Below are 22,330 nucleotides of genomic sequence, written 5' to 3' on the forward strand. Positions count from 1 at the left end.
CCTTACTCGACCTAATCTCCGATCTCGGTCTTCATATCCATGACAGTGTCGCGCAATGAAGCCGCCTGTTCAAAGTCTAGCTTCTTAGCGGCTGCCCGCATCTCATCTTCCAACCGCGAGATTAACTTCCGCTGATCGTCCTTGGACATATCTTCGAAGTCACTCGATACAAAGTCGTCCTTTTCACCTTCGTGATCGTTCTTCTTGGTCACGGCAATTAGGTCCCGAATCGGCTTAATGATGGTCTTCGGCGTAATCCCGTGTTCCTTATTGTAGGCCATCTGAACCTTCCGCCGTCGCGCCGTCTCATCAATCGCGGCCTGCATGGATTCCGTCACAGAATCGGCATACATCACGACTGCCCCGTGGGCGTTCCGGGCGGCCCGACCGATCGTCTGGATCAGCGACCGTTCGTTACGCAGGAACCCTTCCTTATCGGCATCCAGAATCGCCACAAGCGAGACCTCAGGAATATCGATCCCTTCCCGCAGCAGGTTAATGCCGACTAGGACATCGTATTTGCCTAAACGCAGGTCTCGCATGATTTGTGTTCGCTCCAGCGTCTTGATGTCCGAGTGTAAATAGGCCACTTTAATCCCGAGATCCTTTAGATAGTCCGTTAAGTCTTCGGCCATCTTCTTGGTCAACGTGGTCACAAACGTCCGCTCGTTAGCCTCGACGCGTTGATTAATCTCCCCGACTAAGTCATCCATCTGACCCATGATTGGTCGTACCTCAATCGTGGGGTCGAGCAATCCGGTTGGCCGAATGATCTGTTGCACCACGTGATTCGTCTGCTCATGCTCGTAAGGGCCCGGTGTAGCCGACATGTAGATCACTTGATTGACGTGTTGTTCGAATTCGGACAGCTTGAGGGGCCGGTTATCCAACGCACTTGGCAACCGGAAGCCATAGTCCACCAGTTGTTGCTTCCGTGCTTGGTCCCCGTTATACATCCCCCGCACCTGAGGCATCGTCACGTGAGATTCATCCACAACCAGCAAAAAGTCTTTGGGGAAGAAGTCCAGCAACGTGTACGGTGGCTCGCCGGCCTTACGACCATCCATCCACCGTGAGTAGTTTTCGATCCCACTCGTATAACCCATTTCCCGCATCATTTCTAGGTCATAGGTTGTCCGTTGCTTGAGTCGTTGGGCTTCGAGTAGCTTACTCTGGCTCTCTAGTTCGGCGACCCGATCCTTCATTTCACCTTCGATGCCTGCCGTGGCCTTCTCCATGATGTCGTCGTTGGTCATAAAGTGGGTAGCCGGGAAGATTGCAACGTGCTCACGATCGCCCACAATCTCACCCGTCAGCGAATCGACTTCGCGGATGCGGTCGATTTCATCGCCAAAGAACTCGACCCGCAGCGCCCAGTCATCCCGTGACGCCGGGAAAATCTCCACAACGTCCCCGTGAACCCGGAACCGGCCCCGTTGAAAGTCGTAATCGTTACGTTCAAATTGAATGTTAACCAATTTACGTAGCAAAGCATCCCGTTCGATCTCCTGACCGACCCGTAGCGAAACCACGTGATTCTTATATTCGGTGGGGTCCCCTAACCCAAAGATTGAGGAAACGGACGCCACGACGATCACATCGTTACGTTCCAGCAGTGAACTGGTCGCCGAGTGCCGGAGCTTATCAATCTCATCGTTAATTGAGGAATCCTTTTCGATATAGGTATCGCTCGATGGCACGTAGGCCTCCGGTTGATAGTAATCATAATAACTGACAAAATACTCCACGGCGTTGTTCGGAAAGAACTCCTTGAATTCACCGTAAAGTTGGCCCGCTAACGTCTTGTTATGGGACAGCACCAGCGTGGGCTTGTTGACGTTCTTAATCACGTTAGAAATCGTAAAGGTCTTCCCGGTCCCAGTGGCGCCCAACAGAATCTGCGCCTTTTCATGGTCGTTGAGTCCCTTGGTCAGTTGCGCAATGGCCTCCGGTTGATCCCCTGTGGGTTGATAATTCGACACTAACTCAAACTTCCGATCCGATTGTCGATCGATCATGGCATAACCTCCCTACCAAATTCTTCATTAAAATTATTATTTAAACCCATCAGTCAGCTGATGGTTAGCAGCAACAATACTCTTAGTGGCCAGCTTTATGGCCTGTAAAAATTCTTCATTCACCAGAAAAAATGGGAAACAGTCTGCTTCCCATCGTGCCCAAATATTTTACCATACCGAACATACTTTCGCCAGTCTCACGGCTTACGCTCAAAACTTATCCTGATAGATCGTCACGTTCGCCGTTCGGTCGCCCCGAACGACCGTTGTGGTTTGAATCGCCTGCAGCTGCTGGTCCTCCCAGAACTGCTTCATGTCCCGATCACCCATGAAGACGCTGAGTTGGAGTTGCACTGCCCCAGCGGCCCGCAACGTCGCCACTAAGCTGTGATAGTAATCAGCGGCTTGCTCGTCCGTTAACTGTCGATCGGTCATCCACATTCCCAGCCAAACCAAGCTCGGGAGCGGATAGTCAATAATCAGATCCACCAAGACCACCAATTGATCGTCCTGAAAGATACCCAAATAGGCCTTCTGGTCGGGCATGGCATTCATGGGGACGTCCGTCACATCCTGAATGGCCTCGTTTCGGGTCACGGGGTGGTCTTGAAAATGATTAAAGTAGGCCGGATGAGCGGCCTGAAAATCATAAATTAAATCATCATCAGCGTGCGTCAGTGGCCGTACCATGGCCCCCGGGATCATTTGATTCCAAACTTCAGCTAATTTCATGCTTGATCTCCTTGCTTCAACAATTTGTTCGTTAAGGCTTCCAGCTTTTGACGATCGCTAAAGTCGGTCGCCAGCATCTCTGGGAGCACCTCCGCCAAGAAGTACTGGACGCAGGCCATTTGTTTAAACTTTAAAATCGTGGTTAAACTTTCACGATAAATCTCAGTGAACACCGGTTCTGGATTTCCTTTTTGGATTTCGCCAAAGGATTCATAGAGCAAATCGACCTTATCCGCCACGGACAGGATCTGTCCCTCTAAGGTATCATCCTTTCCCTCGCCCAAGCGACGCGTATAGGCCGCTTGGAACTGCGCGGGAATTTCATTCTTAATAAAGTTGGCCGTCAGCGAAGACTCCACATCGGCTAGCATCTGCCGTAACTGGGGCGTCGCGTATTTAACGGGCGTCTTGATATCCCCAATGAACCGCTCCGTGTAATCGTGATTCAGTGATTTCTCGTAAAGCAGCCGCCAGTTCACCTGATGTCCGGCGCCTTCCTCAACGTCGCCCAGGAATTGGGCAACTTCGGCCACCTTAAACGAATGGGCCGCCACGGAATGTTGCTCGAATTTGAAGTAACCGGGGGCCCGGTCGATTGTTTCCAGATCACTTAAGCTTTGTAAAAATTGATTCATCCCCATACAAAACCACTCCTCGATTTCATTTTAGTTTTAATTATCGGCTAACTTCGACGACACGCGCGCTAATCTCCCTAACTCAAACTCGTGCCTTGTCGTTAAAGCCGGCTACCTTATGTACGGCCAGCCCAACACTGGCCCGTGACTTTACAAAAAGCGGAAACACCCCGCGAGGTCGTTTCCGCTTAGTCAAACCTTATTTGGCGGAAGCCGCCTTGGACTTTAGAGCTTCCAGATAACTGAAGGCTTCTTGGCCCGCGATTCCACCGTCGCCAACGGCAGTCGTAATCTGCCGTAAGGTCTTCTGCCGAACATCGCCGATGGCAAAGATACCAGGAACCGTCGTAGCCATGTGGTCATCGGTCTTGATCCAGCCCTTGTCATCCGTGATGCCCAAGCTCGTAAAGGCATCCGTCATTGGCAGGTTACCGACGTAAATGAAAACGCCACTTGCCGCAATCTCACCGGTCGCCCCGGTCTGATTGTTCTTCGTCTTGACGCCCGTTACCTTCATCGCGTCACCCACAACTTCAGTGACGTTTGTGTTCCAAACAAATTCAATCTTGTCGTTAGCGAACGCCCGATCCTGTAAGATTTTCTGCGCACGTAATTGATCACGGCGAACAATCACCGTCACCTTGGACGTGATGCCGGCCAGGTAAAGGCTCTCTTCGACTGCAGAGTCACCACCACCAACGACCACGACATCGCGATTCTTAAAGAACGCCCCGTCGCAGACCGCGCAGTAGGACACACCGCGGCCACCAAATTCATTTTCGCCAGGCACGCCCAGCTTCTTGTATTCGGAGCCAGAGGCAATCAGAACCGCCCCGGCACTGTAATCACCGTCATCGGTCTTCACAACCTTATGATCACCGTGATCTTCGATGCTTTCAACGTTGCCATAAGCAAATTCTGCCCCAAATTGGGTAGAACCTTCATACATGTCTTTAGCCAAGTCTGGTCCGAGAACCGACTTGAATCCGGGATAGTTTTCGATTGCCGCCGTGTTGTTCATCTGACCGCCGTAAATACCACGGTCCAACATTAAGACGGAAAGGTTTGCCCGTGAAGCGTAGAGTGCGCCGGTCATACCACCGGGTCCCGCACCAATTACAATGACATCATAGTTTTTCAAATCTTTAACGCTCCCTTCTGCTCTTAGCCTTTAGTGTACTTTACTATCAAAAAGGAAGTTTGTCACCTATTTTGACTTGGGCGCCTTTTCATCCTCGGCACTCAGCTTCGCACCCATTTCTTTAATGTACTTGCGCAAGGCATCCTTGGTTTCAGGGTGTTGCAGGCCGTATTCGATGTTGGTCTGAATCCAACCAAACTTATTGCCGACATCGTACCGCTTGCCCGTATATTCGTGGGCAAAAACCCGCTGCGTCTTGTTTAAGTTATCGATGGCATCCGTCAATTGCAGCTCGTTGCCCAGACCAACCGGCGTGTTCTCCAAGGCTTCAAAGATTTCTGGCGTGAAGAGGTACCGCCCGATGATGGCCAGGTCGCTGGGCGCCTCGTCAGGTTGTGGCTTTTCCACAAAGTTCGTCACGTTGTAGAGACCCGGTGCCGTTTCTTCTGAAGGATTAATCACACCATACTTGGCAGTATCCTTGTGGGGAACCCGCATTACGGCCAGCGTCGACGCCCCCGTTTGGTTGTACCGATCGATCAATTGTTTGGTCAATGGCACCTTACTATCGGTCATGTCGTCCCCTAACATCACGATGAACGGTTCATCCCCGATAAAGGCCTTGGCCGTTAGAACAGCGTCACCCAAACCACGCGGGTACGGCTGGCGAATGAAGTACAGATTCATGCCCGTCGTTTCTTGGACTTGCCGCAACATTTCATCCTTGTGCTTAGCAGCCAGGTTGGCTTCCAATTCTGGATTAGAATCAAAGTGGTCTTCAATCGACCGCTTCGACTTCCCATCGACGATCACGATATCTTCGATTCCCGACTTACGGGCTTCCTCAACGATAAATTGAATCGTTGGCTTGTCCACGATGGGCAGCATTTCCTTGGCTAAAGCTTTGGTTGCCGGTAAGAATCTGGTCCCAAGACCTGCGGCTGGAATGACGGCTTTTCTAACTTTTCTCATAATTCGTATCCTCCTGTATCCCCACTAAATTAAAATTCTGAACGACCTTCACGTTGCATTAATTCTGAAATGGCCGTGCGGATGTCCTTGCCTTCATACAACACTTGATAAATGGCTTCGGTAATCGGCATGGACACCCCACGTTGCTTAGATAATTCATACGCGGCCTTCGTGGTGGCCACCCCTTCGATCACCATCCCCATATGGTTGATCACGTCATCAAGGGCCTCACCACGACCTAATTCGTCACCGGCGCGCCAGTTCCGCGAATTGGAACTCGTCGCCGTTACGATAATATCGCCGACACCCGAGAGCCCAATAAAGGTCATCGGGTCGGCGCCAAACGAGGTCCCCAGCCGTGAAATTTCGGCCAGGCCCCGCGTCATTAACGCGGCCTTGGCATTGTCGCCATAACCCAGGCCGTGTAAGGCCCCGGCACCTAAGGCGATAATGTTTTTCAACGCCGCGCCAATTTCAACCCCAATCACATCTGGATTGGTGTAAACCCGGAAGTAGTTGGTCATGAACAGTTTCTGAGTGTGCTTAGCCGCATCTAAATTTTCACTAGCGGCGGTCACCAACGTCAGGTCATGTCGGGCCACATCTTCGGCATGACTCGGCCCGGAAAGCACGGTAATCGACTGCCTATTGGCCGCTGGAATCTCTTCGGCTAATACCTGGGAGATGCGCTTGTAGGTTTTCTGTTCGATCCCCTTGCTGGCGTGAATCAAGGCTGGCCGATTACCGGTCTTCTGTAAAATTGCGGCGACTTGACCGGCAACGGACCGAACCGCCTTGGTTGGGACCACAAACAGAATGGTCTGAACGTCGGCCAATGCACTCGCTAAATCGGAGTAAGCCACTAACGAGGGAGAAAACTTAAAATTCTTGATATAGTGGGAGTTCGTGTGAGCCGTATTTAATTCCTCAACTTGTTTTGGATTGTACGACCATAACCGGACGTCATGCCCATTTTCATCCAAGACACTCGCTAAGATTGACCCCCATGAACCGGCACCGAGTACTGCAATTTTCTCTGACATAGTAATGGATTCTCCTTATTTAGAAAGTTTAGATTGTTCGCGGAACGGATTGCCGTCCAGATAGGCGGCTGGTTGCACCTGTTGCCGACGACGGTAGACCCAGATGATTAACGCGCCGACCACCAACACGACTGACAACAGTTGTGAAACGCGCAGGCCGCCAACCAGCATCAGACTATCCGTCCGCATGCCTTCGATAAAGAAACGACCGAAGGCGTACCACAACACGTAGCTGAGAAACACCTCGCCCTGTTTAAAGAGCCCCGGCGTGTGCCGTAAGCTCATGAGCACGATGAACCCCAGAAGGTCCCACGTCGACTCATACAAAAAGGTTGGCTGACGATAGGCCCCATTAATCAACATCTGATTAATCACAAAGTTGGGTAAGTGTAGGCCCTGTAAGAAGGCCAGACTGGTTATCCGGCCAAAGGCTTCCTGATTCATGAAGTTTCCCCAACGACCGATGGCTTGGCCTAAGATGACCGTCGGAGCGGCGACGTCCAGCATGAGCCAGACCGGGATAAACCGCGATCGACAGAAAAAGAAGACGACCAAGCCCGCCCCAATCAGTGAACCGTAAATCGCGATACCCCCGTCCCAAATGGCAATAATCTCGCCGGGATGCTTCGCATAATACGGCCACTGAAAGATCACGTAATACGCCCGCGCCGCAATCAACGCCGCGGGTAACGCCCATAGAATCATATCGTAAATGTCATCGGGATTAATCCCCCGACGACGGCCCTCGCGAACTGCCAAAATAACGGCAATGACCACACCAGTTGCGATGATCACGCCATACCAGTGCACTGCGATGGGGCCAAGATGAATGGCGATGGGATTAAGCGCCGCCACGATTGGTGAAAAAATAACGCCCATCTCCCCTATTTGTTTTGTGAGTTTTGTTTAATTAGTCGATTCAGGTTCTCGTCGAAGACCTTGGTGGCATCGTAACCCATTGACCGTGCCCGGAAGTTCATGGCCGCCGCTTCAACGATAATCGCTAAGTTACGCCCAGTTCTAACCGGAATCGTAATCTTAGGAACGACCACGTCAAAGAATTTCTGCGATTCACTGTTGTTCCCCAACCGGTCGAAATGGTTATCGTCCTTCCACGCTTGGAGATGAACAATCAAATCAATATCGGTTTCGGCTCGGACGGCCCCGGCACCAAACAGGTTCATGACATCAATGATCCCAATCCCCCGAATCTCCAGTAAATGACTCAGGATGGCCGGTGCTGCCCCAACCAGAGTTTGTTCGTCTTGTTGATAGACCTCAACTCGGTCATCGGCAATCAACCGATGGCCCCGTTTGACCAATTCCAAAGCGGTTTCACTTTTACCCACACCGGAATCCCCGGTGATCATGACACCGACCCCGTAAATGTCGACTAGGACCCCGTGGACGGATTGACGTTCGGCCAGCTTACCTTCGAGGAAATTGGTCATGTTACTCAAGACCCGTGACGTCGTCAGCTTCGTTCCCAGAATCGGAATGCCGGCTTCCTCGGCCGACTGTTTCAGTTCCTCGGGGGGATCGAGCTGGGTAGAGATCACGAACGCCGGTGTCTCCGGTTGACACATCTTCCGCATCACATCGAGAATCTTTTCGTGGGTCATCCCCTTAGCAAAAGACGTTTCCGTAATTCCCAACAGTTGAATCCGTTTTGCTGGATAGTAGTTAAAGTACCCGGTTAATTCCAAACCGGGACGTGAAATATCACTCGTTGTAATCAGCCGATCTAAATGATCCTCACCGGAATAGACATCTAGCCGGTTCGCTTTCACAAGATCAGCCACTGTAACACTTTCTGGCATAGGAGTTCCTCCTTATTGCATAGTGAACTACTTTAATTTTAGCACTTTACCGGAGTTACTCCTACCAAATTCATCCGTATCGGGTAACTTAATTGTGGGCAAAATGATCGCTAATGATGGCATTGAAGAGCGACATGATCACAGCGACCATCATGGTGATCCAAAACGACGAAAAGGCAAAATTACTGCCCACAAACCAGGCCGTCAATTCCAACATAATGGCGTTAATCACAACACTAAACAGGCCCAGCGTGAGCACCGTAATCGGCAACGACAAGACGAACAGGATCGGCTTGACAACGGCATTAAGTAGCGCCAGAACAAAGCTGGCTAACAAGGCTATCCCGACACCGGAGACGTAGAAGGCATTCTGCAGACCACCAGCCATTGAACTTTGAAAAAAACCAGCCAATGCCAAGAAGATCACGGCATTGACTAGAATTCTGGTCCAAAAGCGCATACTAATCACCGTCCTTGTGCGAATCCTTGACGTCCTGTTCCGTTACATCGTGGATGACTTTACGGCCACTATCTTTAGGTGCCGGACTGGCTCCCCGAAATAAATCCCTCAAACTGGGACCACTTCCCTCCGCACGATCTTCGAGCGGCATGAACGTGTATAAAATAACGTAAACGGCAAGTCCTAAGATGCCATGGGCAAACGGCATCAGAACCGTAACCAAGACGTAAATCACCCGCAGCAAATTGGCGTTCCAGCCAAAGTGTTCAGCGATTCCGCCCAGGACACCGCCCACTAAACGGTTGGTGCGAGAACGAACAAAACGCTTTTTTTCTGCCATCAGCGGACACTCCTTTTCTTTAAAACCTGAAATTCCTTTTATGGCAAGAATAACGAAAGCGGCCACTGAAAGCAAGTTTCCAGTGGCCGTTCCGTTAAATCTTCAGGTTAGATTAAGTTTTTGGTCTAATCGCGGCTAATGCGGTTCCGCCGCGCGCTAGTTCGCGTTGTCGGCATTCGCCGGATTCAATTCCACAATCTGGCCGGACTTCAGGTAGACAATCCATTCACAAACGTTGGTCACATAATCGCCAATTCGACTGAGATCTTGGGCCACGTTAAGGTAAATCGATGCGCCGGTCTCAAACGCCGGGTCCAACCGCATCTGTTGATAACTATCGGCTCTAATCTGATGGTTCAGTTGATCCAGCTTGCGGTCAACCTCCGCCAGGACCCGTGCGGCCTGGTCATCTTTGTTGACGTAAGCGGCCAGAACCTCGCGAATCATCTGGGTCGTAATCTGACTCATCTCACCAATCAACTGCTCCAGCACCGGAATCTTCTGCTTGCTGCCAAACTTGATGGCGGAGTGGGCGACGTTTCTAGCGTGATCCGCCGCGCGCTCCAGTTCTGAAACCGCCTTTAGAATGGTCACAATTTCTCGCAGATCCGTGGTTACGGGTTGATACAAGGCGATCATTTCAAAGGTTTTCTGCTCCAATGAAATTTCGCGTTGGTTAATCTCGTGATCGTGATCGATCAGTTTCTGCGCCGCCACGGCATCGCGGTTCATAAACGCATCCACTGCCTGTTGAACGACCTCGCTGACCAACATCCCCATTTCCGTGAAGTCTGCGTCCAGTTCCGCCAATTCGTCATCAAACAATCTACGCATAACTTGCCTCCTTAACCGAATCGACCGCTAATATAATCTTCCGTCTGCTTTTCAGCGGGATTCATAAAAATATTTTTAGTTTGGTCCACTTCCACCAACTCACCGTTCATGAAGAACGCGGTCCGATCCGCGATTCGTGACGCTTGTTGGAGATTATGGGTTACTGTAATAATCGTATAATCGTGGCGTAAATTCAAGAGGGTTGTTTCAATTTGACTACTTGAAACGGGATCCAAGGCGCTCGTGGGTTCATCCAACAGAATAATTTCAGGTGAAACGGCGAGTACCCGCGCAATGCAGACCCGTTGTTGTTGCCCACCGGACAAGGCCAGCGCGCTTTCGTGCAGATGATCCTTAACCTCATCCCAAACGGCCGCCTGACGCAAGGACTTTTCAACGACCGCATCCAGCTTTTCCTTATCCTTTTCTCCTGCGATCCGTAACCCGTAGATGACGTTATCGTAGATTGAAAATGGAAACGGATTGGGTTGCTGGAACACCATGCCAATTTCCTTACGAATCTGAACGGTGTCGGCGCTAGGCGCGTACAGGTCTTGCCCCTTGAACTTAATCGTCCCCGTAATGGTGACGTTAGGAATCAAGTCGTTCATCCGGTTTAACGTCCGCAAGTACGTGGACTTGCCACACCCGGATGGTCCAATCAGCGCCGTAATCCCCTTGGCATCAAAATTGAGGTTGATTCCCTTGAGGGCTTCCTTGTCTCCGTAATACAAATGAAGATCCTTAGTGGTTAAAATTTCCTTACTCATTATCCATTCTCCTCCTCGTTAACCGAAGTTCCCCGAAACGTAATCGCTCGTCACTTGAACCTGCGGATTGGTGAAAATATGGCTCGTCGTATCATATTCCAATACGCGCCCCTGATTGAAAAATGCCGTATATTCACTAATCCGCCCGGCCTGTTGCATGTTGTGGGTCACGATAATAATGCTGTAGTGCTGCTTAAGTTCTAACAATGTATCCTCTAACTGACTGGTTGACACCGGGTCCAGCGCACTGGCCGGTTCATCCAACAACAGAATATCCGGCTTCACCGCGATGGCCCTGGCGATGCACAGCCGTTGGGCCTGCCCGCCTGAGAGGGCCAGTGCACTCTTATTCAGATCGTCTTTGACCTGATTCCACAGGGCCGCCTGCTTCAATGAGGTCTCCACAATTTCATCGAGCGCATGTTTATCGGTCACGCCCCGTAACCGCAAGGCAAAGGCGATATTGTCGTAAATGGACTTGGCGAAGGGATTGGGCCGCTGAAAGACCATCCCCACCCGTCGTCGCATCTCGTAGACGTCAATGTCCGGTTGGTTAATATCGACGCCCCGGTACATGATTCGTCCCGTCACCGTGGCAATCCGGTCGTTCATCCGGTTAAGGGACCGCAGAAAGGTCGATTTACCCGAACCGGATGGCCCAATCAACGCCGTAATCTGATTACTCGCGAACCGCAAGTCACCTTCGGCAATCGCCTCTTTCTTACCATAATAAACGTGGAGATCCTCGGTAGAGAGGATCGTGGGGTGCTGGGGGTCGGCCGGTTGCACCACATGCCGATCCAGCATCTCCGTATTTTGGGTAATATCATTGCTTAAAAACATGCGCGACCTCCTCTATGCGGACGTTAACCGCTTGTACAGGCGTTTGCCCAAGTAACGTGCGGCAAAGTTAAATAACAGAATAGCCAGGACCAAGACGGCCGAAGACCCCGACGAGATGGCCTTAGCATCCGGCATGATCCCTTCCGAATTAATCTTCCAAATGTGAACGGCCAGAGTTTCGGCCGGCCGCATCGGATTCAGTGGACTGGAAATATTGAAGGGATTCCAATCCGTAAAGTCCAGTGCCGGTGCACTTTGCCCCGCCGTGTAAATCAGGGCGGCCGCCTCACCGAAGACCCGACCGGCACTCAGAATCACCCCCGTCAGGATGCTCGGGACCGCGGCCGGGAGGATCACCCGCGTGACCGTTTCCCAGCGAGAAAGTCCCAGCGCCAGTCCCCCCTCGCGTTGTGTGGTATCAATCGTCCGCAAGGAGTCTTCAATGCTCCGCGTCAGTAAGGGCAGGTTGAAGAACGTCAGGGCAAACGCCCCCGAGAGAATCGAGAAGCCCAGGTTCAGTTTGACCACAAAGAACAGGAAGCCAAACAGCCCCACCACCACGGAAGGCAGTGAACTCAAGATTTCAATCGCCGTTCGAATCGTGGTCGTCACCCAGTTATCCTTGGCATACTCGTAAAGGTAAATCGCCGCCCCCAAGGCAATGGGAAACGAGATCAGCATTGCCAGAATCAAGAGATAAAATGAGTTATACAACTGAATACCAACCCCGCCACCTTTGAGAAAGGCCTTGGCAGGGGCCGTCAGGAAATGCCAGCTCAGCTGCGGCAGTCCGCTAATCAGAATATAGCCTAAGAGCGCCATTAAGATCAAAACGACCAACCCGGCAACGCCATACAACGTGCCAATCGCAATTTTATTTTGTGTTTTTGGATTTATCACTATTGGAGACGCCCCTTTCGACCAATCAAGCGAATGATCAGGTTAAAGACTAATGACATGAGGAGCAGAACGAGGGCTAATGACCACAACGCATTGTTCTGTAGTGACCCCATGACGGTGTTCCCAATCCCCGTTGTCAAAACGGAGGTCAGCGTTGACGCTGGATCGACCAAACTCCCCGGCATCAATGCCGCATTCCCAATCACCATTTGAACGGCCAGGGCCTCACCAAAGGCTCGCGCCATCCCGAAGACCACGGCCGTCATCATTCCCGGTGTCGCCGCCCGCAAGACCACCTTATAAATGGTCTGCCATTGCGTGGCGCCCAACGCCAGTGAGGCTTCTCGATAGTAACGGGGAACCGAGCGTAAAGCGTCCACGCTCATCGAGGTTACTGTGGGCAAGATCATGACGAAGAGCACGCAGGTCCCGGAAAGAATCCCGAAACCACTCCCACCAAAGACGGCTCGCGTTACGGGAACCACCACGGATAAGCCGATGAACCCGTACACCACCGAGGGAATCCCCACTAGTAATTCTGTGACCGGCTGTAAAATCTTTGCGCCTTTATTCGGCGAAATCTCGTTCATGAAGACCGCCGTTCCAATCGCAAACGGTGTCGCCACAATGGCCGATAAGATTGTAATCAGAAATGAGCCCACAATCATCGGTAGGGCGCCAACTTCCGGCTTACCGTGCGCATCCGTTACCCCGGGATTCCAGCTCTTACCCGACAGGAAATCCCAGAGGCTCACGTGATTACTAAAGAACGTAGCCAGACCTTTGGAGGCCACGAAACCAATGATGGCAACCACTACGGCCACAATTAAAAGCAGCGCAGAGAAACTAACCACTTTCCCCCAAATTTCTAATTTGGCGGCCTTGGAATGGCGCTTCAGCTGTTGTTCCAGTTGTTCTGTGGATTTCATCACTTGGCGCCCTCCAATTTCGTAATTTGACCGTCAACGTCACGGCTAACTTTCATTTGATCCGGTGACAGGTACCCCAATTGCCGGACTAGAGACTTTTGAACGGCCGCTGACTGCACGTACCGAATAAAGTTCTTGGTTAAGCCCGTCGGTTGTCCTTTGGTGTACAGGTGCTCGTAGGACCAAATCTTCCAGTCATTCGTAATCACGTTAGCTTCCGTTGGTGCCACCCCATTTAGCGTGATGGCTTGAACGGTCTTGTCCACGTAGGAGAAAGCCACGTAGCTAATCGCGCCCGGTGTGGTGGCCACAATTTGGCGAACCATTCCCGATGAATCTTGTTCCTGAGCGGTCTTGGATTGATGCCCCGCTAAGCCAAATTGCTCAAACGTTGCCCGGGTCCCGCTCCCTTGTGCCCGGTTGACTAAAACGATGGGAACATTCTTCCCCCCAACTTCGCGCCAGTTCGTCACCTTACCCGTAAAGACTTGAATGAGTTGTGCGGTCGTTAAATGGTTGACCCCTGCCTTTTTATTCACGACTGGTGTGATGCCCACCACGGCGACACGGTGGTCAACCAATTGTTGGGCTCTGATGCCCTTTTGCTCACCGGCAAAAAGGTCTGAATTTCCAATTTGAACGGCGCCTTCTTGAATCTGGCTAAGCCCCGTCCCGGTTCCGCCACCTTGAACGTTGATAAACGTGCCTAGGTGTTCACCCGTATACTGCTCACCGGCTGCTTCCACCAAGGGTTGCAAGGCCGTTGATCCAACTGCCGTAATGGATTCGCCCGCGTGGCTAACCTCACGCGTTTGATAGGCAAAGAGACCTAGACCTACGACAAGTAGTAAGCCCAATCCTTGCCACCAGCGTTTCTTCGACATACCGCTACCTCCTATCGGCACACGCTACTGCGCGACCTTTTCAAAAATAAGTATACCGAATCAATGTAAATGTCCTGTAGGCGTATTGTAAAGGTTGTGTAAATGTTACCCGACCTCGATAACTTTTTCGTGAAAACAGTCGTGTTACAGGTTAATCGACGGCCGATCGATCAGGGGGCTGACCTGCTTCTTTAGCCGACAAACCTCTTGCTAAGCGCTGGGCAGTTGCGTCTGCAAAAAAATAGCGGGCCCCCACCACATCTAAGGTGAGAGTCCGCCATTCTTATCATATGAAAGTTTACAATACGCTCCAGTCCCAGCTGGTAAGGCTTATCGCCATTAAATTAGTCATCAACGACCACCTGCGGCTGCCAGAGATTCCGGCGCTGTGGGGACCGCGTGAGGCTTCCGATTAATTTGGTGCGTTCACCGGAAACGTCATCGTCACCGTCGTCCCTTTATCCAGCTGACTCTGCAAATCAATCTTGCCGTTAAGCGACTGGACCAGTTCCCGAACGATGGCGAGGCCCAGGCCACTTCCGCTGACCCGCTGATTGGAGTGTGAGACTTCCGCCCTGTAAAAACGCTCAAAGACGCGTAATTGGTCCTGCGCCGAAATCCCCACGCCGGTGTCCGCAATCCGTAGGGCCCAGGTCTTGCCGGTCACCGTCGCCGATAACGTGACCTTGCCGTTGGGCCGATTGTATTTAATCGCATTACCTAAGACGTTCTTTAAAATCTGATCAAACTTGTGCTGATCGGTGGCTGCCACCAGGTCGGGCGCCACGTCATTAATCAGTGTGACCTGATTAACTGCTGCCAGTGGCTTCAATAGTGAAACCTGCATCTCAATCTGTTTGCCCACCGGCACCTCCGCCAGTTCGACCGCATTTCCGGACTCCAAATGAGAAATGGTCAACACATCGTTGATCAATTCCACCAGGCGTTTACTCTGCTGATCGATAATTTCCAAGAACTCCGTCAACTTCTCCGGATCATCCTTGGCCCCCGCTAGTAGCGTCTGAGCGAAGCCAGAAATTGCCGTCACCGGTGTCTTTAATTCGTGGGACGCATTGGACACGAAGTCCACCTGCATCTGCTCAACCGCATAGACTTCCGTGACATCATACAACAAGACCAAGACCTGAAAATAATCCTGCGACGTTTCCGTATAAATGGCCTGTGCATCAACCGTTCGTTCATTCGGTGTCCCCGGTAGCTTCAACACCCGGTGCTGGGTGGTCGCTTCACTCAAGGCCGAATTGATGAGACTGGCCAATTCGAATTGCCGAACATCCTGGGTAAAGGGGTGCCGCCGCGGTGAAATTTGGTGCTGTAAGAATTGTTCCATCGCCGGGTTGGCCAGCTCCACTTTCCGATAACGGTCAATCACCATCACCCCAATGGGCAGGTAATCCAGTAGGGTTGCAAACTCCTGGTTCTGGCCCGCCATCCGCCGCTGTACCTTCCGCTGATGGGTCTGGAGATAATTAATCTGTAAGGCCAACTGATAAAAGGGATCGTGAGGAGACAAGAGCACATGTGCTGGCGTCTCGGAATGGCGAATTCCCTCGACCTTTTTGGTAAGAATGTTGATCCGTCGATCCCCCCAGCGCAACAGAATCCGCACGCCTGCCGTCTCAATTAACGCAAACGACCAGCTCAAGATAATGGCGATTCCTAATTGCGCTGGTCGGATCATCCAGACCAGTACTGTGTTGGCTACACCAATCGTTAACCACACCACTAACAGACGTTTCATGACTGGGCCTCAAACGTGTAGCCAAAGCCCCGCACCGTCTTAAGGAGCTTGGGATGTTTGGGATCAATTTCAATTTTTTCACGGAGATGCGACACGTGAATATCGACCATCCTGGTCTGACCACTGTAGTCAAAGCCCCATACGCCCTCAAGCAATTGTTCACGACTCCACACCTTGCCGGGACGCTTGGCAAAGAACAAGAGCAGCTCAAATTCTTTCGGCGTCAACTCGATGGTCTGGTTGCCACGTTTAACTTGGAACTTATCCTGATCAATCGTCAAATCGGCGACGTGTAGGAGGCTAGCCGGCGCCTTGGTCGGCTTTTCTTCCGAATCGTCCTCATGGTAACGCCGCATCACGGCCTTCATCCGCGCAATCACTTCACGGGGACTGAAGGGCTTGGTAATATAATCGTCTGCGCCGAGTTCTAGACCAAAGACGGTATCAAACTCGCTGGTTTTCGCCGTAATCATGATGATGGGCGTGCTAATCTTTTCTTGCCGCAACCGTTTGGTCACTTCAACCCCATCTAATTTCGGCAGCATTAAATCTAATAAAATCACATCAAACTTTTCATGCAGTGCCAAATTCAACGCCTGCTCACCATCAATCGCGGTCACAACCTGATAGTCCGCTTGCTCCAGGTTGTACTGCAATAAGGTTACGATTGCCGGTTCGTCATCAACGACTAGGACTCTACTCATGGGTTTATCCCTCCTGATCTCTAAATAAAACAATCCCGATTTCATGGGGCGCACCGGCATAAATTGCGGTCTCCGTCACCTTTAATTCTCCCGCCATGTTGCGCACCTTTAGGTGACAATACGTTGGATTAATTAAAAGTGCTTCATAGAAGGATGTCTCACTGTCGATGGGTTGGTGGTTACATTCCAAGATAATATCGCCAGCAGCTAAGTCAAGCTTCACTGCCGGGGTCTGTGGCCGGATCGCTAATACCCGTACGCCATCATCAACCTGAGAATACCAGAACTGTTGCCGACCATCATAACGTTTAGCTCGCCATAGGATGATGGCATAACCAACCAGGAGAATGACTAACGTTACCGCAACATCCTGGGGCCGGTAGATGGTCCACCCAAAGAAGACCAGTGCTAACAAGGTCAGCCAGATCAGCTGTTTACCAATATTTTGATAAACGACCCGGGGAACCTGGCGAAAAACGGTAAACCGTAATCCCACGAGTAAGGGGACGACCAAGACCGCGAAAGTCTGACCGTGAATCGTGAGCAACGGCCAAAAGGCCCAATGACTGGCAAACCAGTCGCCGGGAACCAACGTCACCATTGGTAAAACTAGGAATTCACGCCACGGGTAACCGGCAATTCGTTTTCCCCGCTGTTTGGCATAAATCCGCGGTGCCGTAAATCGGCCGCCGTAGTGAAAGAGCCAATGGCCCAACACCAGGAAGAAAAAGGCGGCCAACCAAAGATAATTCTGGACAGGCACGGCGTTGATCCCCCACCGCAACCCGGTTGGGGCCAAGTCCGGTAAATCAGCTATGTAAGATCCTCCAAAAGCCCCCGTCGCAATCGTCAATATCGTGCTCACCACGATCAACGTTAAGGGCAAGACCGTGGTCGGCAAGATGAGGAGGGTCACGACCGCCAATATTTCATAAATCACAATCCATAACAAGGGCAAGCCGAACCCCACCACCAGGTTAATGGCGGACAATGCTGCTCCCAAAACCAGTCCCTGAGTTAAGAAATGACGCAATTCAAAATGATCACTGTAAACGGCACTCCCAAAATTCTGCCGTTCGTGTTTAATTCGTGAGCGACCCGTCACCCACAACCGCAGCACCGCCACCCAAACCATCAGTTGGAGGAGATAACTGCCACACGCAATAACTATCCGCATGTCATCGACACCTTTCTTGAAAAAATAGCTGTTCTCAGTATAGCATGAAAGAAAAGCGGGTCGCACGACATTCGTGTTACCCGCCCAATGATTCTTAAGCCAGACTATCTAGTGATTAACGACTAGCATTACTACCGGGATGATCGCCGATTAATCCGCGTCCCCGTGCCCGACTAGCCATCAATCAGGATTCTTTTGCCGCAATTGCCATTGCAGGTAAGCATCGATAAAGGGGTCCAGATCGCCGTCCATAACGGCCTGCCCGTTCCCGGTTTCATAGTCCGTTCGGTGATCCTTCACCATGGTGTAGGGATGGAAAACGTAGGAGCGAATCTGCGAGCCCCAGCCAATATCCATCTGTTCACCTTCAATGGCGGCCTTTTCCTTGGCCTTCTTTTCTTCTTCACGTTCGTACAACTTGGCACGCAACATTCCCAGCGCCGTTTGCCGGTTTTGCAGTTGTGACCGTTGGGCCTGACTCTGCGTGACAATGCCGGTTGGAATGTGGGTGATTCGCACGGCCGAAGACGTCTTGTTGACGTGTTGACCACCGGCACCGGAAGCCCGGTAAACGTCAACCTTCAAGTCAGCCGGATTAATCTCAATATCGACGGTGTCATCCAATTCCGGCAAAACATCTACCGAGGCAAACGAGGTGTGCCGCCGCCCGGCCGAGTCAAACGGTGAAATCCGAACTAACCGGTGAACCCCCTTCTCAGAACGCAAATACCCATAGGCATTGTGTCCCGCAATCAGCAGCGTCGTGCTACTCAGACCCGCGACTTCGCCCGGTTGATAATCTAAAACCGTGACCTTAAAGTCGTGCTGATCCGCCCAACGCGTGTACATGCGCATCAGCATCTCGCCCCAGTCCTGGGATTCCGTGCCCCCAGCCCCCGGGTGAATTTCGAGAATCGCGTTATTCCGATCATACTTTTGATTTAACAACTGATTCAGGCTGTATTGGTGCAACGCCGCCTGCGCGGTCTTGAAGTTCTGCTCGAACTCGGCCTGCATGTCGGGGTCCGGTTCTTCTTGCAACAGAGCCACGGCGACTTCCAAGTCATCGATCTGGTCGCTGAGATTTTTAAATTCCTCGACCTTTTTCTTCATTTCGTTGGTTTCATCAATCAGCTTCTGCGCTGACTGGGCATTGTCCCAGAAACCCGGCTGGGTCATTTGGCCTTCGTTGACACTGATACTCTCACTCAGGGCATCAAAGTCAAAGCGACCCCCTAAAGCCGGCAAGTTGTTCCTTCATGGTGGCAATGCTACGTTTGGCATCACTTAATTCCATTGTGGTTGGCTCCTTTTTTGATTAGATTTTGATTCTTTGACTTCACTCACTGATATTAGTGATTCTGGCAACTGACGATCATGCTGGTCGCCTGCCGTTCGTAAAATATGAGCTGGAACGCGGTGGGCAGGACGGCTAAAGCCTGAAGAAGCGGTCTTTAGCCTCGCTTGGAACCGCCAAGACCGCGTTTCCAAGTCGCCATTTTCTAAGTAATCCACTTAGAAAATCCCACGGCTGAGCTCATATTTTACTTCACTTTCGGCTACGGTGATTGTAAATTCACTACCGGTTAAGTGCCCACCGATTAACAATTTCAATTGATAATTAAGTTGTGAGTCACCATTCCGTAAACAACTAAATGCCCATACACCGCCTTTGCAAACGGCAAGCTAGGTAACCTTAACCCGTCGCGTTTAGACAAAACGAGGCCGGAATCGCTTCCCGCCTCGTCATCTCCCGTACTAACGGGTAATATTTTGTCGAATTTCTGACTTCATGAATAGACGGGTGGCATCGTAGTCGATGTCAGAGATCATTTCACCGAACATCCGGAATCCTTCTTGTTGATATTCAACTAATGGGTTCAACTGACCATAACCCCGCAGCCCAATTGATTGACGCAATTGGTCCATGGTATCGATGTGGTCGGTCCAGTGGGAGTCCACGCAACGCAAGAGGACAACCTTTTCGAATTCCAGCATTTGTGCTGGATCGTAAAGTTGCTTTTGCTTTTCTTGGTAGACATCCTCGGCTAAGCCCATGAAGAAGGCCTTGATCTCATCGGCTGATTTGTCCTTCAAATCAGCCAGACTAATCTTATCCGGCGAAACCATTGCGGAAATCCCAAAGTCAAGCAACGTGTCCAAGTCCCAATCCGCTTGGTCGCCCTGCGTATGCAAGTTGACCACGCGATCGACGGTCCGCTTAATCATCGGCATCAGCACCCACTTAAGGGACTTATCCTGATTAATCACTTGGTTCCGTTCGCCATAGATCACGTCACGTTGTTGCCGCATCACATCATCGTATTGCAGCACGTTCTTCCGGGAATCGTAGTTATTCCCTTCAACCCGCTTCTGGGCGGATTCAACCTGCTTGGTGATCATGCGACTCCGAATAACGGCGTCTTCACCATCCACGTTCATCCGTTCCAAGAAGGTCTTAACCCGTTCGGAACCGAACCGACGCATCAGGTCATCTTCAAGGGACAGGTAGAACTGCGTCATACCAGGGTCACCCTGACGACCTGACCGGCCACGAAGCTGGTTATCAATCCGCCGCGATTCGTGTCGTTCAGTCCCGATAACGGCTAAACCACCAATTTCAACCACGCCGGGTCCCAATTTAATATCGGTCCCCCGCCCAGCCATGTTGGTCGCAATCGTCACGGCGCCACGTTGACCGGCGTTTTGAATGATGTCGGCTTCTTTGGCATGGTTCTTAGCGTTCAAGACCACGTGTGGAATGTTTTCTTGATCCAATCGTTGTGAAATGTATTCGGACGTTTCCACGGCCACGGTCCCGATTAACATCGGTTGCCCCTTCTCGTGTAACATCTTAATTTCCTTAACCACGGCATCGAACTTGGATTCCAAGGTTGGGTACAACAAGTCTGGTTCGTCGACCCGGACCACTGGTTTGTTGGTTGGTACGGAAATGACATCCATGTTGTAAATTTCCCGGAATTCTTCCACTTCGGTCTTCGCCGTCCCAGTCATCCCGGCAAGCTTCTTGTACATCCGGAACAAGTTCTGGTAGGTGATGTTGGCCATGGTCTTGGTTTCCTCTTGAATCTCCACGCCTTCCTTGGCTTCAATGGCTTGGTGCAGGCCATCGGAGTACCGACGACCTTCCATAACCCGCCCAGTAAAGGAGTCAACGATCAAGACTTCACCATCTTGAACCACGTAGTCTTTATCCCGTAGCATGATGAAGTTCGCCCGTAAGGCTTGGTCCATATGGTGGGTCAACGCAGTGTTGTCCGTGTCATACAGGTTCTTTAAGTTGAAGTACTTTTCAGCCTTTTCAATCCCAACGTCGGTCAGAGCCACCGTCTTGGATTCCAGGTCGATCTTAAAGTCTTCCTTTTCGTGCAACGTCTTAGCGAACCGGTCTACCCGTTTGTAAAGGGCACTGGTTCCCTCGGATTGACCAGAAATAATCAATGGCGTCCGGGCTTCATCAATTAAGATGGAGTCCACTTCATCGACAATCGCAAAGTTCAATGGTCGCTGGACCATGTCTTCTTTATAAACGACCATGTTATCCCGCAGGTAATCGAAACCGATTTCCCCGTTGGTCGAGTACGTGATATCGGCCTTGTAGGCCTCACGCTTTTCTTCTGGTGATTTTTCGGCGGAGTTCAACCCAACGGTCAAGCCCATCCAGTTGTACAACTCACCCATTTCAGTGGCATCACGTGCGGATAAGTATTCGTTAACCGTAACCACGTGAACCCCCTCACCAGCTAAGGCGTTCAGGTAGACGGGCATTGTAGCGGTCAAGGTTTTCCCTTCACCGGTCTTCATTTCGGCAATGTTACCTTCATGAAGTACAATCCCCCCCATAATTTGCACGTGGAATGGGTAAAGGCCGAGGACCCGCTTCGCACCTTCACGGACAGCCGCAAAAGCCTCAGGCAATAAATCGTCCAAAGTTGCGCCATCCTGATAGCGTTTCTTCAATTCAGGCGTTTTTGCTTGCAGATCTTCATCCGAAAGCTTTGCGTATTCATCAGCGTAAGCGCCGACCTCATCCGCTAATTTACTGAGGCGTCGTAAAGTCCGTCGATCACTTTCGACCCATCGTTTTAAAATATTTGCCATGTGAGAATTCCCTTCAGTACATTTTTAATAAGTCGCCGTCAACCACTTCTAACGTGTTATTAGAAGCTCGCAATCACAACGCCAAAGGGCACCGTGGTCGCAAATTATCTGAAACGAATCACCATCCATGAACAACCGGATGATGACCGTTCGCCGGTTGCGGCGCGGACATCTGAGTAGTTAATCAAATCGCAAACCCTATACAAGAATATTCCTCGCATCAATCAAGGTAGCTGCATCGCGC

Annotated in this window: 21 protein-coding genes; all 21 read right to left on the bottom strand. The window is 51.2% G+C overall.

Annotated elements, in window-relative coordinates; genetic code table 11:
* Window positions 1-11 precede the first annotated feature (11 nt).
* Window positions 12-2,018: an excinuclease ABC subunit UvrB gene (gene uvrB, locus HEQ50_RS05845; RefSeq protein ID WP_168899591.1), complete on the bottom strand. Its 2,007-nt coding sequence runs from the start codon at window positions 2,016-2,018 to the stop codon at window positions 12-14.
* Between the two features lie 210 nt (window positions 2,019-2,228).
* Complete coding sequence (locus HEQ50_RS05850; protein WP_168899592.1) at window positions 2,229-2,750, bottom strand: acetyltransferase; 522 nt, start codon at window positions 2,748-2,750, stop codon at window positions 2,229-2,231.
* On the bottom strand, window positions 2,747-3,391 hold the full coding sequence (locus tag HEQ50_RS05855) for a YfbR-like 5'-deoxynucleotidase (RefSeq protein WP_168899593.1): 645 nt from the start codon (window positions 3,389-3,391) through the stop codon (window positions 2,747-2,749). The genes HEQ50_RS05850 and HEQ50_RS05855 overlap by 4 nt, the downstream gene beginning before the upstream one ends.
* Before the next feature lie 193 nt (window positions 3,392-3,584).
* Window positions 3,585-4,526, bottom strand: a complete 942-nt coding sequence (trxB, locus tag HEQ50_RS05860) for a thioredoxin-disulfide reductase (RefSeq protein WP_168899594.1) — start codon at window positions 4,524-4,526, stop codon at window positions 3,585-3,587.
* A 66-nt stretch (window positions 4,527-4,592) separates the two neighbouring features.
* On the bottom strand, window positions 4,593-5,498 hold the full coding sequence (gene galU / locus HEQ50_RS05865) for a UTP--glucose-1-phosphate uridylyltransferase GalU (RefSeq protein WP_168899595.1): 906 nt from the start codon (window positions 5,496-5,498) through the stop codon (window positions 4,593-4,595).
* Window positions 5,499-5,527: 29 nt separating this feature from the next.
* The gene (locus HEQ50_RS05870; protein WP_168899596.1) at window positions 5,528-6,541 is read right to left on the bottom strand and encodes an NAD(P)H-dependent glycerol-3-phosphate dehydrogenase; all 1,014 of its coding nucleotides are present in this window, start codon (window positions 6,539-6,541) and stop codon (window positions 5,528-5,530) included.
* A gap of 15 nt (window positions 6,542-6,556) precedes the next feature.
* Window positions 6,557-7,420, bottom strand: a complete 864-nt coding sequence (lgt, locus tag HEQ50_RS05875; protein WP_168899597.1) for a prolipoprotein diacylglyceryl transferase — start codon at window positions 7,418-7,420, stop codon at window positions 6,557-6,559.
* A gap of 5 nt (window positions 7,421-7,425) precedes the next feature.
* Window positions 7,426-8,361 carry an HPr(Ser) kinase/phosphatase gene (hprK, locus tag HEQ50_RS05880; RefSeq protein WP_020088205.1) on the bottom strand — a complete coding sequence of 312 codons (936 nt, stop codon included), beginning with the start codon at window positions 8,359-8,361 and terminating at the stop codon, window positions 7,426-7,428.
* Between the two features lie 88 nt (window positions 8,362-8,449).
* Window positions 8,450-8,821 (bottom strand): phage holin family protein, encoded by a 372-nt coding sequence (locus HEQ50_RS05885; RefSeq protein WP_168899598.1) that lies wholly within the window; start codon window positions 8,819-8,821, stop codon window positions 8,450-8,452.
* 1 nt (window position 8,822) lies between these two features.
* Complete coding sequence (locus tag HEQ50_RS05890; protein ID WP_168899599.1) at window positions 8,823-9,161, bottom strand: PspC domain-containing protein; 339 nt, start codon at window positions 9,159-9,161, stop codon at window positions 8,823-8,825.
* 156 nt (window positions 9,162-9,317) lie between these two features.
* Complete coding sequence (gene phoU, locus HEQ50_RS05895; protein WP_168899600.1) at window positions 9,318-9,995, bottom strand: phosphate signaling complex protein PhoU; 678 nt, start codon at window positions 9,993-9,995, stop codon at window positions 9,318-9,320.
* Window positions 9,996-10,006: 11 nt separating this feature from the next.
* Window positions 10,007-10,765, bottom strand: a complete 759-nt coding sequence (gene pstB / locus HEQ50_RS05900) for a phosphate ABC transporter ATP-binding protein PstB (protein WP_168899601.1) — start codon at window positions 10,763-10,765, stop codon at window positions 10,007-10,009.
* 18 nt (window positions 10,766-10,783) lie between these two features.
* A complete protein-coding gene (gene pstB / locus HEQ50_RS05905) occupies window positions 10,784-11,572 on the bottom strand; it encodes a phosphate ABC transporter ATP-binding protein PstB (RefSeq protein ID WP_232842693.1) in 789 nt (262 codons plus the stop codon).
* Window positions 11,573-11,620: 48 nt separating this feature from the next.
* Window positions 11,621-12,505 carry a phosphate ABC transporter permease PstA gene (gene pstA / locus HEQ50_RS05910; RefSeq protein ID WP_168899615.1) on the bottom strand — a complete coding sequence of 295 codons (885 nt, stop codon included), beginning with the start codon at window positions 12,503-12,505 and terminating at the stop codon, window positions 11,621-11,623.
* Window positions 12,506-12,507: 2 nt separating this feature from the next.
* Window positions 12,508-13,437, bottom strand: coding sequence for a phosphate ABC transporter permease subunit PstC (gene pstC / locus HEQ50_RS05915; RefSeq protein ID WP_168899603.1), 930 nt, complete (start codon window positions 13,435-13,437; stop codon window positions 12,508-12,510).
* Complete coding sequence (locus HEQ50_RS05920; protein WP_168899604.1) at window positions 13,437-14,321, bottom strand: phosphate ABC transporter substrate-binding protein; 885 nt, start codon at window positions 14,319-14,321, stop codon at window positions 13,437-13,439. Before HEQ50_RS05920 ends, pstC begins: the two co-directional genes overlap by 1 nt.
* A gap of 412 nt (window positions 14,322-14,733) precedes the next feature.
* Window positions 14,734-16,083 (bottom strand): cell wall metabolism sensor histidine kinase WalK, encoded by a 1,350-nt coding sequence (locus HEQ50_RS05925; protein WP_168899605.1) that lies wholly within the window; start codon window positions 16,081-16,083, stop codon window positions 14,734-14,736.
* On the bottom strand, window positions 16,080-16,787 hold the full coding sequence (locus tag HEQ50_RS05930; protein WP_168899606.1) for a response regulator transcription factor: 708 nt from the start codon (window positions 16,785-16,787) through the stop codon (window positions 16,080-16,082). Before HEQ50_RS05930 ends, HEQ50_RS05925 begins: the two co-directional genes overlap by 4 nt.
* Before the next feature lie 4 nt (window positions 16,788-16,791).
* Entirely contained in the window at window positions 16,792-17,964 is a 1,173-nt protein-coding gene (locus HEQ50_RS05935; protein WP_168899607.1) for a PDZ domain-containing protein, read from the bottom strand.
* Between the two features lie 180 nt (window positions 17,965-18,144).
* A protein-coding gene (gene prfB, locus HEQ50_RS05940) for a peptide chain release factor 2 (protein WP_168899608.1) occupies window positions 18,145-19,261 on the bottom strand; the annotation gives its coding sequence in 2 pieces (ribosomal slippage) (window positions 18,145-19,188 and window positions 19,190-19,261; 1,116 coding nt in all).
* A gap of 461 nt (window positions 19,262-19,722) precedes the next feature.
* Complete coding sequence (gene secA / locus HEQ50_RS05945) at window positions 19,723-22,086, bottom strand: preprotein translocase subunit SecA (protein ID WP_168899609.1); 2,364 nt, start codon at window positions 22,084-22,086, stop codon at window positions 19,723-19,725.
* Between the last annotated feature and the right edge of the window lie 244 nt (window positions 22,087-22,330).

Origin of the sequence: Lactobacillus sp. HBUAS51381, from assembly GCF_012641095.1 — a bacterium.
In the GTDB taxonomy this organism is placed as follows: domain Bacteria; phylum Bacillota; class Bacilli; order Lactobacillales; family Lactobacillaceae; genus Levilactobacillus.

Coding starts and splice junctions, on each gene's coding strand:
- uvrB (WP_168899591.1), bottom strand. CDS start 2,018: ATGATCGATCGACAATCGGATCGGAAGTTTGAGTTAGTGTCGAATTAT.
- HEQ50_RS05850 (WP_168899592.1), bottom strand. CDS start 2,750: ATGAAATTAGCTGAAGTTTGGAATCAAATGATCCCGGGGGCCATGGTA.
- HEQ50_RS05855 (WP_168899593.1), bottom strand. CDS start 3,391: ATGGGGATGAATCAATTTTTACAAAGCTTAAGTGATCTGGAAACAATC.
- galU (WP_168899595.1), bottom strand. CDS start 5,498: ATGAGAAAAGTTAGAAAAGCCGTCATTCCAGCCGCAGGTCTTGGGACC.
- HEQ50_RS05870 (WP_168899596.1), bottom strand. CDS start 6,541: ATGTCAGAGAAAATTGCAGTACTCGGTGCCGGTTCATGGGGGTCAATC.
- lgt (WP_168899597.1), bottom strand. CDS start 7,420: ATGGGCGTTATTTTTTCACCAATCGTGGCGGCGCTTAATCCCATCGCC.
- hprK (WP_020088205.1), bottom strand. CDS start 8,361: ATGCCAGAAAGTGTTACAGTGGCTGATCTTGTGAAAGCGAACCGGCTA.
- HEQ50_RS05885 (WP_168899598.1), bottom strand. CDS start 8,821: ATGCGCTTTTGGACCAGAATTCTAGTCAATGCCGTGATCTTCTTGGCA.
- HEQ50_RS05890 (WP_168899599.1), bottom strand. CDS start 9,161: ATGGCAGAAAAAAAGCGTTTTGTTCGTTCTCGCACCAACCGTTTAGTG.
- phoU (WP_168899600.1), bottom strand. CDS start 9,995: ATGCGTAGATTGTTTGATGACGAATTGGCGGAACTGGACGCAGACTTC.
- pstB (WP_168899601.1), bottom strand. CDS start 10,765: ATGAGTAAGGAAATTTTAACCACTAAGGATCTTCATTTGTATTACGGA.
- pstB (WP_232842693.1), bottom strand. CDS start 11,572: ATGCTGGATCGGCATGTGGTGCAACCGGCCGACCCCCAGCACCCCACG.
- pstC (WP_168899603.1), bottom strand. CDS start 13,437: ATGAAATCCACAGAACAACTGGAACAACAGCTGAAGCGCCATTCCAAG.
- HEQ50_RS05920 (WP_168899604.1), bottom strand. CDS start 14,321: ATGTCGAAGAAACGCTGGTGGCAAGGATTGGGCTTACTACTTGTCGTA.
- HEQ50_RS05925 (WP_168899605.1), bottom strand. CDS start 16,083: ATGAAACGTCTGTTAGTGGTGTGGTTAACGATTGGTGTAGCCAACACA.
- HEQ50_RS05930 (WP_168899606.1), bottom strand. CDS start 16,787: ATGAGTAGAGTCCTAGTCGTTGATGACGAACCGGCAATCGTAACCTTA.
- HEQ50_RS05935 (WP_168899607.1), bottom strand. CDS start 17,964: ATGCGGATAGTTATTGCGTGTGGCAGTTATCTCCTCCAACTGATGGTT.
- secA (WP_168899609.1), bottom strand. CDS start 22,086: ATGGCAAATATTTTAAAACGATGGGTCGAAAGTGATCGACGGACTTTA.